14 protein-coding genes are annotated in these 13267 nt (G+C 73.2%); 7 read left to right on the forward strand and 7 right to left on the reverse strand.

Going from position 1 to position 13267, the window contains the following annotated elements; genetic code table 11:
• Positions 1–6: 6 nt before the first annotated feature.
• Entirely contained in the window at positions 7–888 is an 882-nt protein-coding gene (locus VQ03_RS12265) for a LysR family transcriptional regulator (RefSeq protein WP_048451156.1), read from the reverse strand.
• 75 nt (positions 889–963) lie between these two features.
• Here VQ03_RS12265 and VQ03_RS12270 point away from each other — a divergent pair, with 75 nt between their 5' ends.
• The 3 genes from VQ03_RS12270 (at position 964) to VQ03_RS12280 (ending at position 2998) form a co-directional block, all read left to right on the forward strand.
• Positions 964–1197 carry a hypothetical protein gene (locus tag VQ03_RS12270; RefSeq protein WP_157064082.1) on the forward strand — a complete coding sequence of 78 codons (234 nt, stop codon included), beginning with the start codon at positions 964–966 and terminating at the stop codon, positions 1195–1197.
• A gap of 15 nt (positions 1198–1212) precedes the next feature.
• Positions 1213–2253, forward strand: a complete 1041-nt coding sequence (gene pdxA / locus VQ03_RS12275) for a 4-hydroxythreonine-4-phosphate dehydrogenase PdxA (RefSeq protein ID WP_048451158.1) — start codon at positions 1213–1215, stop codon at positions 2251–2253.
• Positions 2254–2323: 70 nt separating this feature from the next.
• Entirely contained in the window at positions 2324–2998 is a 675-nt protein-coding gene (locus tag VQ03_RS12280; protein WP_048451159.1) for a beta/alpha barrel domain-containing protein, read from the forward strand.
• A 203-nt stretch (positions 2999–3201) separates the two neighbouring features.
• Here the strand turns inward: VQ03_RS12280 and VQ03_RS12285 are convergent, their stop codons facing one another.
• Both VQ03_RS12285 and VQ03_RS12290 read right to left on the reverse strand, forming a co-directional pair.
• A complete protein-coding gene (locus VQ03_RS12285; protein WP_048451160.1) occupies positions 3202–3678 on the reverse strand; it encodes a hypothetical protein in 477 nt (158 codons plus the stop codon).
• A 111-nt stretch (positions 3679–3789) separates the two neighbouring features.
• On the reverse strand, positions 3790–3975 hold the full coding sequence (locus tag VQ03_RS12290; protein ID WP_048451161.1) for a hypothetical protein: 186 nt from the start codon (positions 3973–3975) through the stop codon (positions 3790–3792).
• 269 nt (positions 3976–4244) lie between these two features.
• Here VQ03_RS12290 and VQ03_RS12295 point away from each other — a divergent pair, with 269 nt between their 5' ends.
• Positions 4245–5201, forward strand: coding sequence for a ketopantoate reductase family protein (locus tag VQ03_RS12295; RefSeq protein ID WP_048451162.1), 957 nt, complete (start codon positions 4245–4247; stop codon positions 5199–5201).
• Positions 5202–5216: 15 nt separating this feature from the next.
• Here the strand turns inward: VQ03_RS12295 and VQ03_RS12300 are convergent, their stop codons facing one another.
• The 4 genes from VQ03_RS12300 to VQ03_RS12315 all read right to left on the reverse strand — a co-directional run bounded on the left by VQ03_RS12300 (position 5217) and on the right by VQ03_RS12315 (position 10228).
• Complete coding sequence (locus VQ03_RS12300; protein WP_048451163.1) at positions 5217–6101, reverse strand: ribokinase; 885 nt, start codon at positions 6099–6101, stop codon at positions 5217–5219.
• Positions 6102–6182: 81 nt separating this feature from the next.
• Positions 6183–7589, reverse strand: coding sequence for an FAD-binding oxidoreductase (locus tag VQ03_RS12305; RefSeq protein ID WP_048451164.1), 1407 nt, complete (start codon positions 7587–7589; stop codon positions 6183–6185).
• A gap of 149 nt (positions 7590–7738) precedes the next feature.
• Positions 7739–9406 carry a Na/Pi cotransporter family protein gene (locus tag VQ03_RS12310; protein WP_048451165.1) on the reverse strand — a complete coding sequence of 556 codons (1668 nt, stop codon included), beginning with the start codon at positions 9404–9406 and terminating at the stop codon, positions 7739–7741.
• A 126-nt stretch (positions 9407–9532) separates the two neighbouring features.
• Positions 9533–10228 carry a hypothetical protein gene (locus tag VQ03_RS12315; RefSeq protein WP_157064083.1) on the reverse strand — a complete coding sequence of 232 codons (696 nt, stop codon included), beginning with the start codon at positions 10226–10228 and terminating at the stop codon, positions 9533–9535.
• A gap of 231 nt (positions 10229–10459) precedes the next feature.
• On the opposite strand from VQ03_RS12315, the gene VQ03_RS12320 reads away from it, so the two are divergent.
• The 3 genes from VQ03_RS12320 (at position 10460) to VQ03_RS12330 (ending at position 13267) form a co-directional block, all read left to right on the forward strand.
• Positions 10460–11011, forward strand: a complete 552-nt coding sequence (locus VQ03_RS12320) for a DUF4337 domain-containing protein (RefSeq protein ID WP_048451166.1) — start codon at positions 10460–10462, stop codon at positions 11009–11011.
• Positions 11012–11330: 319 nt separating this feature from the next.
• Complete coding sequence (locus VQ03_RS12325) at positions 11331–11996, forward strand: TetR/AcrR family transcriptional regulator (protein ID WP_245292059.1); 666 nt, start codon at positions 11331–11333, stop codon at positions 11994–11996.
• Positions 11993–13267, forward strand: coding sequence for an efflux RND transporter periplasmic adaptor subunit (locus VQ03_RS12330; protein WP_048451167.1), 1275 nt, complete (start codon positions 11993–11995; stop codon positions 13265–13267). The genes VQ03_RS12325 and VQ03_RS12330 overlap by 4 nt, the downstream gene beginning before the upstream one ends.

Below are 13267 nucleotides of genomic sequence, written 5' to 3' on the forward strand. Positions count from 1 at the left end.
AGCGGCTCATGTCGGGGCCGGCTGCGCGACGGCATCGGTCTGCAGCCACGCGCAGAGCGTCGCGGCCGGTCCGGTCGGCGCGTACGAGTTCGGATAGATCAACCCGTAGCTGGTTCCGTCCGGCACGAACCCGCAGGGGGCCACGAGCCTGCCGAGCGCCACGTCGCGGCTCACGATCACCTCGGGTGCGAGCGCGACGCCGAGGCCCCCGAGGGCCGCCTCGGTCATCAGGAAGTGGTGATCGAGGAGTTGCAGGCTTCGGGGGCGCGGGACATGCGGATGCGTGCCATGCCAGGCGGACCAGGCCTTCGGACGGGTGCGCGATCCAAGCGCCACGTAATCCCCACGATCGAAGCGGCCCCGCAGGCCCGGTGCCATGACCGGGCCGACACGTTCGGGCATGAGCTCGCGCACCGTCCAGTCCGGGGCGAGCGCGAAGTCGAGCCGCCGGATGGCGAGGGCCACGCGCTCGCGCGTGAAATCCAGGCTCCCGCCCCCCGTGGACAGATGGATCTCGATCTCCGGATGACGGTCCTGGAAGGCCGAGAGGCGCGGGATCAACCACCGCATGGCCAGCGAGCGCTCGCAGGACAGGACGATCGGGCCCGATCCGGACGCGGAGCGGATCGCCGACACGCTGTCCTCGATCAGCGCGAGAGCCTTCGTGGCGGCCTCCGACAGGGCGGCGCCGTCTCGCGTCAGCCGCAAGCCCCGGCCGGCGGGCTCGAACAGCCGGAAGCCGAGATCGACGGCCAGCTTGGCGACCCGCCGGCTGACGGCGCCGTGCGTCAGCGACAGCTCCCCCGCCGCGGCTCGCACGGAACCGAGGCGCGCCACGGTCTCGAAGGCTCGCAGATCGTCCAGCGACGGCAGGTCGGAACGCTTCATTGGTGATCTCTCGTCACCGAAATACGCCAGACCATATCGCTCGTCCAGCGCGCCGGCACCGCTATGGTCGACGTCATGACATCCTCCCCCGCCATCGGCGTGATCGCCGGCGACCTGACGAGCGCCACCGACGGCGCCGCGCCGTTCCTCGCGCGCGGATACGTCCCGGTCGCCCTGCGGCGACCCTCGTCCCTGCCCGAAGCCGCCATCGTCGCCGTCGATGCCGGGAGCGGAGCCGTCGCGACCGGAATCGCGGCCGCCGCGGCGACGCTTCCCGGCGCGGTGCGACGTCTTCTCGATCGGCCTTGAGGCGGGAGACCCACGATGCACGAGTCCAGTTTGCCCCTCGCGGTGACCATGGGGGATCCGTCCGGCATCGGCCCGGAGATCGTCGCCCGCCTGTTCCTGCGGCGCCCCGGGGCGCGGCGCTGGATGGCCGTCGGCGACCCGCGGGTGATGGCCGATGCCCTTTCCCGCCTCGGTGCGGCGGGACGCGTGCGCCGGATCGACCACAGCGCCGAGGCTCGCCACGAACCCGGCATCCTCGATGTCCTGGCAAGCTCCCGGCTCCAGTCCCTGCCTCCGGTCGGGCAGGTCTGCGCGGAGAGCGGGCGCGCGGCCTACGCGGCGATCCTGGCGGCGATCGGGCTGGCGCGCGGCGGGCAGGTCGCGGGCCTCGTCACGGCGCCGATCCACAAGGAGGCCCTCGCGGCGGCCGGCCTCGCCTATCCGGGCCATACCGAGATCCTGGCCGAGCATTCCGGCGGCGCCCGCGTCGCCATGATGCTGGCGAACGACGAGATCCGCACGGTCCTGGTGACGATCCACTGCGCGCTGTCGGAGGCGATCCGGCGGAGCGACTTTCCGGCGCAGATGGCGGCGATCCGCCTCGCTCACGAGGCCGGCCGTTCCCTCGGCATCGACGCCCCGCGCGTCGCGGTGGCGGGGCTCAACCCCCATGCCGGCGAGGGCGGCCTGTTCGGCGACGAGGAGATCCGGATCATCCGCCCGGCGGTCGAGGCGGCCCGGGCCGAGGGCATCGACGCGTCCGGCCCCTGGCCGGGCGACACCGTGTTCATGCAGGCGCGCCGGGGGCGGTTCGACGTCGTGGTGGCCCAGTACCACGATCAGGGCCTGATCCCGGTGAAGTATATGGGCCTCAAGAAGGGGGTGAACGTCACGCTCGGGCTCCCCTTCGTGCGGACGAGCCCGGATCACGGCACGGCGTTCGACATCGCCGGCCGGGGCCTCGCCGATCCGTCCAGCCTCGAGACAGCCTTCGACTACGCCGAGAAGCTGATCGCCCGCCGCTCCGGTGGGCGACGTCCGGTCCCGCGGCCGGCGGATTCCGCCCTTCGCCTTTGATCGTGCCACAGTCTCGTCGGCAGACCGGCACGGGTCCGTCGCGAGATGCTCCAGCGGGGAGCCGCCCATCATGAACAGGTTCGATTTCATCTTCATGCTCACCCGGAACGACCGCACGGTGGCGGACGCCGCCGCCCATGTCGGGACGGCGCTCGCCTCGGGGATCCGCCACATCGGCTTCAAGGATGTCGGCCTCCCCTTCGACGCCCTGCACGACCTCGCCACGCGGATCCGGCACGGCGGCGCGACGACCTACCTCGAAGTGGTCTCCCTCGACCGGGACAGCGAGGTCCGGTCCGTCGAGGCGGCGGTCGGGCTCGGCGTCGACTACTTGCTCGGCGGCACGCATGTGGACGACGTCCTGCCCCTGATCGCCGGATCCGGCATCCGCTACTACCCGTTCCCGGGACGCGTCGTCGGCCATCCGAGCCGGCTCGAAGGGACGGAGGCCGAGATCGTCGCAAGTGCGGTGGCGCTCGTCGCGCGCGAGGGGGTGGCGGGCCTGGACCTGCTCGCCTACCGCTCGTCGCTCGACGCGCCCTCGCTCATCGCCGCGGTCTGTGAGGCGGTGCCGAAGCCCGTCATCGTGGCGGGATCGGTCACCAGTCCGGAGCAGGTGCGGGTGATCCGGCGCGCCGGGGCCGCCGCCTTCACGATCGGGACCTCGGCGCTCGACGGCCGGTTCCCGGCCGCAGGCCCGGCCCTCGCCATGCAGCTGCAGGCGATCGACAGCGCCGCCGCGTGATGCCGCAGCGCCTTCGAACAGACTTGCTCGAAGGCGCTGGCCAAGCCCGGAGGGGCGCCGGCGCCGATGCGCCGACCGCTTAGGCATCGACGTGGCGACGCATCAGCGCGCGGGTGAGGCCGGAGCCTCCACACACCTGAGCGACGCCAACGCTCCAGGGTGCGGGTCGGGGATCCCGCGTCCGTGATGACGCGCTTCTTTCGTCAGCGCGGCCGGATGAGGCGCGGCCGCCAGATCCCGAGCACCACGTTGGCCGTCGCGATCGCGAGCAGCACCCACAACGTGCCGCGCTCCGCACCGAGCGACTCGGCCAAGGTCGCGGGGTCGACCCGGCCGATCAGCGCCTGGGCGCTGCGGTCGGCCTCCCGCTGCATCGGCCCTTGCACGCCCACGAAGCCGTACTCGAACATCAGGATGCCGGTCGCGAGCTTCACCCAGGCCCAGCCGGCATTGTGGTAGGCGCGGTTGAGCGCGATGGCCAGCAATCCGGCCACGAGCATCAGCGCGAGGGACGGGAGGAAGATCCACGTCGCCACCGCCGCCATCGCCGCGCGCATGAGGGCGTAGCCGGACAGGGCGGAGGGCGGGGGGATGAGGCCCAGCAGCACGAGCAGGGACGCCATCGCGCCCATCAGGCCGATGGCCCCCATCGTGTGAAGGAACTTCATCAAGCGTCGCATCGCGACGACACGGTCCCGCGGCAGATCACGGCAACCTATGGACTCGGTCGGGCCGACGGGAAGTCACGTTCCCGTGCGGGCCGGCCCCCCGAGCCTCCGAGGCGCCGCCCGTCATCTCCCGGTTGGCGATGGCGCGAGGGGAAACGCCGTGACGCGACTGACCGCCTGGATCGGGGCGGTGGGCCCCAGCGCCCGCTCCAGCCGCGCCTGGGCGTCCCGGTCCGCGATGCCGACGACCGCCAGGGCGATCAGGCCGACGCCGATGGCGGTCAGGAAGGCGGCGCGCAGGGTCGGCATGGGCAGGATCCCGGATTGATCGAAGCGCCGCTATGGCCGGGCAGCGCGGCGGCTCTGTGGTCCAGTTCGGGCCGTCTCGTGGCATGCCGGGGGGCAGGCGGGGGCAGGGCGGCACGGTCCGACGGCGCCTGGACGTTGCCTCGACCGCGGCGGTACGATCGCCCCAACGGGTGCCGGCCGGTCTCGGGTTCGGCCGGGGCCGCCGCGGGCAGGCGCGCATCGCCGAACCGCCAGCGGGCGCGCCCAACGAATCGGGGGGAGGAAGCGGGATGGCGAAGGTCGCGATCGTCGGATGCGGGGCCATGGGCTCGGTCTACGCGGCGCTGATGGCATCCGTTGGCCATGCGGTGCATGCCGTCACGCTCTGGGCCGACCATGCCGAGGCGATGCGGGCGAACGGCCTGCGCGTCGAGGGCGCGAGCGGCGACCGGACCGTGCGGCTCGCGAGCGCCGGCACGACGACCGGCGGGATCGGCCCCTGCGACCTCGTCATCATCGCCACCAAGGCCTTCGACGTCGCCGCCGCTTCCCGGTCTTGCGCCCCGCTGATAGGGCCCGGCACGGTGGTGCAGACCATCCAGAACGGGCTCGGCTCGCCGGAGGTCGCCGCCGAGGCGATCGATCCCGACCGGATCGCCGTCGGCGTGGTCGGGGGCTTCGGCGCCTCGATGCGCGGGCCCGGCCACGCGCATCACAACGGCCTCGAGATGATCCGCTTCGGCGCCTTCGCGGGGCTGGAGCGGGAGCGCCTGGAGGCCTCGGCGGCGATCTGGGACTCGGCGGGGTTCAAGGTCAGCCTGTTCGACGATATCGGCCGGATGGTGTGGGAGAAGCTGATCATGAACGTCACCTTCTCGGGCACCACGACCCTCACGGGCCTGACCATCGGCGGGGTGATGGCCGACCCGGAGGCCTGGCGGGTGGCGCGGGCCTGCGCCGAGGAGGCAATCGCGGTCGCCGCCGCGATGGGCGTGACGCTCCAGGTCGGCGATCCGGTCGAGCACATCCGCCGGCTCGGCGGCAAGATTCCCGAGGCGCGGCCCTCGATGCTGCTCGACCACCGGGCGGGACGCCGCGGCGAGGTCGAGGCGATCAACGGCGCGATCCCGCGCCTGGGGCGGCTCTGCAGGGTGCCGACCCCGGTCAACGACACCGTGGTCGCCCTCATCAAGGCGCGCGAGGCCGCCTTCCCGGTGCCGGCGGGCCCCGAGTCCTGCCCGGCTTGATCCTGCCCGGCTTGATCAAGCCCTGAGCGCCCGGTCGGTCTCCGCGCGCCGGGGCAGGCTCGCCTGGCTGCCGTGGCGTCCGCAGGCGAGGGCGGCGGCGACGCTCGCCCGCTCCATCGCCGCGCGCAGGGGAGCGCCCCGATCGAGCGCCGCCGCCAGGACGCCGACGAAGGCGTCGCCCGCGGCCGTGGTGTCGACCGGATCGATCGCCCGGGCCGGGACGTGCCAGGCGCCGCCCTCCGTCGCCGCCTCCGAGCCGGCCTCGCCGCGCGTGCGCACCACGTCGATGCCGAGCGCCGCGTGCAGGGAGGCCGCCTCCGGCGCGCAGCCGAACCGGGCGGCGGTCGCCTGCGCCTCGTCCTCGTTGACGACCAGGAGGCCGACGAGCCGCAGGGTGTCGATGTCGAGGGGCAGGGCCGGGGCGAGGTTGAGGATCGTGCGCGGGCCGAGCATCCGGGCCCGGCGCAGCAGCGCGGCGGTCTCGGCGGGATCGACCTCCATCTGCAGGAGCAACGCCGTCGCGCGGGCGAGATCGGCATCCGCGACCTGGTCTGCCCGGGCCTGCCCGTTGGCGCCGAGCGCCACCGCGATGCGGTTGTGCCCCTTCGCGTCGATCCAGATCGAGGCGCAGCCCGTCGTCCCCGCGACGGTGCGGATCCGGGCGATGTCGGCACCCGCCCCGCGCAGGCCCGAGAGCGCCACCTCGGCGAGGGCATCGGTCCCGACCGCGCCGACCATCGCGACCTGCGCCCCGTCCCGCGCCGCCGCCACGGCCTGGTTCGCCCCCTTGCCGCCGGCCTGCACGGTAAGGTCGTCGGCCAGCAGGGTCTGGCCCGAGCGCGGGATCTCGGGCAGGCGGACGATCAGGTCGGCATTCAGGGAGCCGAAGCACACGATCACGGCTGGTCTCCGCTGCTGCAATGTCGGACCGCTTGCTTCGGGCGATCCCGCCGGTTCGCCGTCGCGACGCGACGTATCATCTCACACGACCTTCCCGGGATTGAGCACTCCATCCGGGTCCAAGGCCGCCTTGAGGCGCCGCATCAGGGCGATCTCCGCCTCCGAGCGGACATGGCCGAGCCAGGGCTTCTTGGTCAGGCCGATGCCGTGCTCGGCCGAGACCGTGCCGCCGAACTCGCGCACGAGGCCGTAGACCACCTCCTGGATCACGTCCTTCGGCTGCGGCACGGCGCCCTTCACGCCGGCGACGATGTGCAGGTTGCCGTCGCCGACATGGCCGTAGAACAGCGCGAAGGCGCCGGGCAGGCGCTCGGCGAGCGCCGCCTTGCAGGCCTGCACGTAGGCGTCCATCGCCGCCACCGGCAGGCCGATGTCGAACGGCTCGTGCGGCCCGAGCGCGTGCGGGAATTCCGAGCAGGCGTCGCGCACGCCCCAGAACGCCCGCACATCCGCCACCGAGCGGGACAGCACCGCGTCGGAGAGGAGCCCCGCCTCGGCTTGCGCCTCGAGCCAGGCCTGGAAGCGCGGCGCGTCGAAGGTCTCGTCGGTCCCTTGCGCCTCGATCAGGCAATAGGCGGCGTGGCCGGGGGCGAGCGGCACGCGCAAGCCCGGCATCGCGGCGATCACGTCCCAGTAATCCGGCCACATCACCTCGAAGGCCGAGAGCATCGGGCCGAGGCCCCGCCGGGCCGCGGTCAGGAGCCCGACCACGGATTCGTAATCCGGCAGGGCGCAGAGCGCCGCCATGGTGCAGGCGGGCTTGGGGAAGAGCCGCAGCACCAGCCGGGTGATGATGCCGAGGGTGCCCTCCGAGCCGATGAACAGGTGCTTGAGGTCGTAGCCGGCATTGTTCTTGATCATCGTGTTCAGGGCGGTGATCGTGTCGCCGCCGGGCAGCACCACCTCCAGGCCGAGGATCATCTCGCGGGTCATGCCGTAGCGGATGACCCGGTTGCCGCCGGCATTGGTGGCGGCGTTGCCGCCGATGGCGCAGGAGCCCCGGGCGCCGAGATCGAGGGGCACCAGGAAGCCCGCCGCCTCGGCGGCCTCCTGCACGACCTGGAGCGGCGTGCCGGCCCGCACCGTCATGGTGGCGGAGGCCGGGTCGATCGCCTCGATGCCGGTCATCCGCTCGAGCGAGAGAGCGACCGAGCCGGGGAGCGGCCGGGCGCCGCCGCACAGGCCGGTGAGGCCGCCCTGCGGCACCACCGGCACGCCATGCGCCGCGCAGATCCGCATCGCGGCGGCGACCGCCTCGGTGGTGGTGGGCCGCACCACCGCGAGGGGCGCCTGCGGCCCGAGCGTGCTCCAGTCGGAGTCGTTGCGGGCCGGCCGCTCCGCGCCGGCGAGCACCATCTTGTCGCCCAGGGCCCTCACGAGGTCGGCGATGACCGCCTCGTTGCGGGATGCGTCCGGCCTCGCCGTCATCCTGTGTCTCCTCCCCAAGGCGGCGTGGGTCGCCGCTCGTCTCCATGGCTTATACGGCCGCCAGGCCAGCGCGTCTCGCGAGAGGGCGGCGAACTCGGCCGCACGGCGAGGCTCGCTGTCCCCGACCGGAGATCAGCCCGGCCAGCGGGCTATGGCCCCTCGAGCCGGCTCGGCCGCAGGGCGCCCCGGCTTTCCAGGATCGGATAGGCGGCCCCGGCCACGAGATGGTCGTTGACCCGCTTCAGGTCGCGCACGAGGTCGGGATAGAGCGCGGCGGCCTCGGCCGGGATCGGGCCGGCGGTCGCGCCGGCCTCGCGCAGGCGGCGGAAATGCCCTTCGGTCGCCCGGGCCTCGAGATCGCGAAACACCGCCTTCTCGTCGGCGAGACGGCGGGCGGCGCGGGGATCCTCGGTCAGGAAGGCGGCGCCCGCCGCGCTCAGGTTCGCGGCGAGCCGCGCGAGCAGCGCGCCCACCTCCGCCTCGCCCTCGGCCGAGAAGGTCAGTCCCCGCTTCAGGCGCTTGGCCGCGTGGGTCATCACGTTGCGCGAGAGGATGTCGCCGGCATGCTCCAGGTTGGTGGTGAAGGCGACGAGCGTCGCGATCCGGCGCTCGTCGTTCTCGCTCAGGGCCTCGGGGTCGAGGCGGACGAGGTAGGCCTTGATGGCGGCATTGAGCCGGTCGAGGGTGTCGTCCATGCGGCGGATCTGCGCCACGCGTGCGCGGTCGCCGCCGGTCAGCGCCTCGCCGGCACCGCCCATCATCTCGGCGAGCACGTCGGCCATGCGCAGGGCCTCGCGTCCCGCGGCACCGAGCGCCACCGGCGGCGTCTCCAGGGCGGCCTCGTCGAGGTGGATCGGCCGGCCGGGATCGTGGGCGTCGATCCGCTCCGGCACCAGCCGGCGCAGCAGGGCCGCGAACGGATCGAGCAGCGGCAGGAAGAGGAGCGCGAGGACGAGGTTGAAGGCGGTGTGGAAATCCGCCACCGCCCGCGACAGGTCGGGCTGCCAGGTCACGAGGGGCGGCCCGATCAGCCCGAGGCAGGGCAGGGCGATCGCGCAGCCGAGAGCCCGGGTGATGAGGTTGCCGAGCGCCACCCGGCACCCGGCGGCCTCGCCGTCCCGGGCGCCCTCCAGCACCGGGTTGAGGGCCGAGCCGAGATTGGCCCCGAGCACCAGCGCCATCCCGGCCTCCAGGGGCAGGACGCCGGCCTGCGTGAACGACATCACCAGCAGCACGATCGCCACGCTCGAATGTGCCGCCCAGGTGAGCACCGCGCCGAGCACCAGGGCAATGAGCCGGTCGGTCGCGACGGCGCCGAGCAGCACCCGCAGGGCCGGCACGTCCTCGTAGGGCGTGATGACCTCGACGAGGCGCGACAGCGCCATCAGCATCAGCCCGAGGCCGATCGCCGCCCGGCCGAGGTCGCGGGTGCGCGGCTCGGAGCCGCGGCGGAACAGGATCACGCCGACCAGCACCAGGACCGGAGCCGCCCGGGCGACGTCGAAGGACAGGACCTGGACGATCAGGGTGGTGCCGATATTGGCGCCGAGCATCACCGCGAGAGCCGGCACGACCGCCACCAGCCCGGCCCCCGCGAAGGAGGCGACCATCAGGCCGGTCGCGGTGCTGCTCTGGAGCAGCGCCGTGACGCCGAGGCCGGCCGCCAGCGCCTTCACCCGGTTGCCGAGCGCCACCCCGAGCAGGCGGCGCAAGTGCGGCCCGAGGGCGCGCTGCACCCCCGTCTGCACCATGTGGATGCCCCAGAGCAGCAGCGCCACCGCGCCGCAGAGGTCGAGCAGGGTCAGCGTGGTGTTCATCCGCGTCGGTCACCCTCCGTCCCGTCAAGGCTCTGACATAGGGCGCCGGAGCATCGGGGTTCCGGCTCCGGACGCACATCTGATGCCTGACGGCGGAAGGGATCGGCGGAGGGGATCGGCGGCGTCTCAGTGCTTCGGGCAGGCCGGGTCGGCCGGGCGCGGCGCGCGGGTGAAATCCAGGACCTCGCGCGTGTAGGTCTCGACCACCTCCGAGAAGGGCTGCCGCTCGCCCGTGAACAGCACCGCGCGGTGGCTGAACAGGTGCTCGGGCACGTCGAGCCTGCCGCAGGCCGGCGGCGGCGGGGCCGCCCGGTCCCAGCCCTCGGGAAGCGGCTGCCAATGCGGCTCGGCGCCGACGGTCTGGCGGGTGGTGCCGAGCGCCGACACCGCCCGGCCGAACGGCGTGTCGGTGGTCTCCAGCACCCGGTTCATCTCCGGGGTCAGGCGGGCGGGCACGTACCAGTTGTCGGCCTCAGACAGCACGTGGTCGCCGCAGGCGAGCCGCACCCGGCGGTAGCGCAGGGGCTCGTCGGGCCCGACGGCGAGGCGCTTGCGGGTCTCGGGGCCGGCCGGCTTGTCGACGCCCCGCTCCAGCCGGGCGACGAGGCGCGGCGCCTCGGCCATGCGGTGGGCGGCGCACCAGCTCTCCAGGGTCGCGGTGGCGCTGCGGCTCGCGAGCAGGGCGGCGTTGAGGCTCTGCACCACCGCCACGGCCTCGACGCGGGAGAGATAGGTGTCGGGCCAGTCCGGCCCCGCGGCCCGGGCGGGGAGGGCGGCCGTGAGGCAGACGAGCAGCGGGACGAGAAGGCGGGCATGCGACATGGTGGGCTGTCTCTCCGGGCCGCCCCGTGAGCGGGGCCGCCGCGCAGGCCTGCCCGGTCCGGCCTCGCGCCGCAAGCGGGGGCTGGCGCCGCCCCACGGCCCGGCTATGAAGACGCGAGTGCCGCCGATTCGCCGCGCACACGCGGCCACGGCTGTTCTTCGTTCTGTCGCAGGGTTTCGCCAGACCGGGCGCGCATCGCGCCTGTCATGGCCGGTTGAGGGGAGACGACGATGTCGGGTGGTCACGGAGCGGTCGACAGCTCCAACAAGAAGGTCGCGCTGCTGATCTCGATCCTGGCGCTCTTCCTCGCCCTCGGCGAGACCCTGGCGAAGAGCGCGCAGACCGACGCGCTCGGCGCCAACGTCGAGTCCTCGAATCTCTGGGCCTATTTCCAGGCCCGTACGATCCGCGCCACGGTGCTGAAGACCGCCAGCGAGGAGATCGCCCTCGAGCCGGGCGCGCCCCCCGAAGCGGTGAAGAAGCAGGTCGAGGAATGGGCCAAGACCATGGCGCGCTGGGAATCCGACCCGGCCTCCGGCGACGGCCGCAAGGAGCTCGCCGCCAAGGCCAAGGCGGCCGAGGCCAAGCGCGACCTCTCGCTCGCCCGCTACCACCATTACGAGCTCGGCTCCGCCGCCTTCCAGATCGGCATCGTGCTCGCGTCCGCCCAGGTCATCACCGGCATCGCGGCGCTCGCCTTCGCGGGCGGGGCGCTGGGAATCGTCGGGATCGCCATGCTGGCGATCGGGCTGTTCGCACCGCATGCGATTCATCTGGTGTAAGGGCCGGCCGCGACGGCAGACCCGGCGGTCTCGACGGCCGTCCGGTTGATTTATAGCCCTCCATGTCATTCCGGGGCCGCGCAGCGGAGCCCGGAATGACGCAGAAGACGCCATATCTGCAAAAGTTAATCAAACAGAGTATAAAAATTTATTATATATTTACTATTTTTTACTGCTCTGACGCTAAAACACTCCCTGGATGTATTTTTTCCCGCCATTCCCGTTCCAGTCACGTTGCGCCATTCTGCCGCAGAAGCCGTCGCTTGCCAGCTCGTGGCGCCGCACCGCTAACTGAACCCGTCAGTTCAGTTAGGCCTTCATGAGCGACGCCGCACGCCACGCCGATCGCCCTCACGTCGCGCACGTCCCCGCCGACCGCACGCTCGATCCCGTCACCCTCAAGCCCCTCGATCGCAAGCGCCGCCGCCGCATCCTCGAAGCCGGGATGGGGCTGTTCTCGGGCCTGCCCTACGCCGCCGTCCACATGGATGCGGTCGCGGCCGCCGCCGGCGTCGCGAAACCGACGCTCTATCGCTACTTCCCCACCAAGGAAGCCCTGTTCATCGACGGCCTCGCCTGGACGCTGGCGGAACTGCGCGACGCCATCGGGGCGATTTCCGCCACGGGGGCTCCCGCGCGCCTGCGGGTGGCCGTCGGGCTGGTGCTGGAGCGCATCGGCGCCCTCTCGCCGGCCCTGACCGCCATCGAAGGACGGGGCGCCGAGTTCGGCGAGCGCAGCCGGCGGGTGCTGCGCGAGGGCTTCGACGGGCTGCGCGGGGCGCTGGCCGACCTGCTGCGCGACGGCGTCGCCGAGGGCGAGCTTCGCGTGCCCGACATCGACCTCGCCGTGCTGATGATCCTCGGCGGCATCCGCATGGCGGTGCACGGCACCGGCCGGCGCCCGCCCGCCTCGGCCTCGGTCGCCGACTTCTTCCTCGACGGCCTCAGCGCCCCCCTCACGCCGCCCACAGGAGCCCCACGATGATCCGCCTCGTCCTCGTTCTCCTGGCGCTCGTCGCGGCCGGGGCGGGATGGCTCGTGCAGCGCCACGGCGGCGACACCCGCGCCGCCTGGAGCACGGCCCGGGAGGCGCTTCCGCCGGCCCTCGCGCAGCACCTGCCCGCAGCCTTCCCCCCGCCGGCACCCGCGAGCCCGGCCCCGAACCCCGCCGCCGCCCGGCCGGTGGTGACCACCGTGGCGGCGGGCGTCACCGACCTCGCGCTCACCCGCTCGGCGGTGGGCTGGGTCGAGCCGATGGCGAGCGTGGTGGTGCGCCCGCGCATCGACGGGGTCATCGTCGAGCAGCTCGCCCGCGACGGCCAGGTGGTGAAGGCCGGCGACGTCCTCTACCGCCTCGACGACCGCGAGATCCGCGCCCAGCTCGCCCGCAACGAGGCGGCGCTCGCCCGCGACCAGGCGACCCAGGTCCGCACCCAGAACGACGTGCGCCGCGTCGGCGAGTTGCTGTCTCGCTCCTCCGCCTCGCAGGCGCAGTTCGACCTCGCCAGCGCCGAGGCCAAGGTCGCGGCGGCCAACGTCGCGGCCTCGCAAGCCGCGATCGAGGCCGACAAGGTCCGGCTCGACTACACCACCGTGCGGGCGCCGATCGCCGGCCGCCTCGGCCGGGTGCTGGTCACCACCGGCAACCTCGTCAAGGGCAACGAATCCGCCGGCACCGGCCTCGTCACCATCACGCAGATGCGGCCCCTGCGCGCCACCTTCTCGCTGCCGGAGCGCGACCTCGACGGGTTGCGGGCGGCGCTCGCCCGGCCCGGCACCGCGCCGGTGCGGGTCTATCCCAGCGGCGGCGAGGCGGTGCTGGCGGTCGGGCGGCTCTCCTTCGTCGATTCGAGCGTCGACCAGGCATCGGGCACCGTCACCGCCTGGGCGCTGTTTCCGAACGAGGACGACCGGCTCTGGCCCGGCCAGTATGTCCGCGTCGAGGTCGATCTCGGGCGGCGGCCCGGCACCGTCACGGTGCCGCAGGCCGCGGTGCAGCCGGGGCAGGAGGGCAGCTTCGTCTGGGTGGTGCGGCCCGACAGCACGGCGGAGCGCCGGACCGTCGAGGTGATCACCTCCCGCGACGGCCGCGCCGCCTTGAGCCTGGGGCTGAAGCCCGGCGAGCGGGTGGTGGTCGAAGGCCAGTTCCGGGTCCGCCAGGGCCTGCCCGTCACCGAGCGCCCGCAGGACGCGACGGAGGCGCAAGTCTCTGCCGAGCAGGCTTCGGCTGCCGGCGCTCCCACCCGGATCGAGTAA

Origin of the sequence: Methylobacterium tarhaniae (assembly GCF_001043955.1) — a bacterium.
Lineage (GTDB): Bacteria > Pseudomonadota > Alphaproteobacteria > Rhizobiales > Beijerinckiaceae > Methylobacterium > Methylobacterium tarhaniae.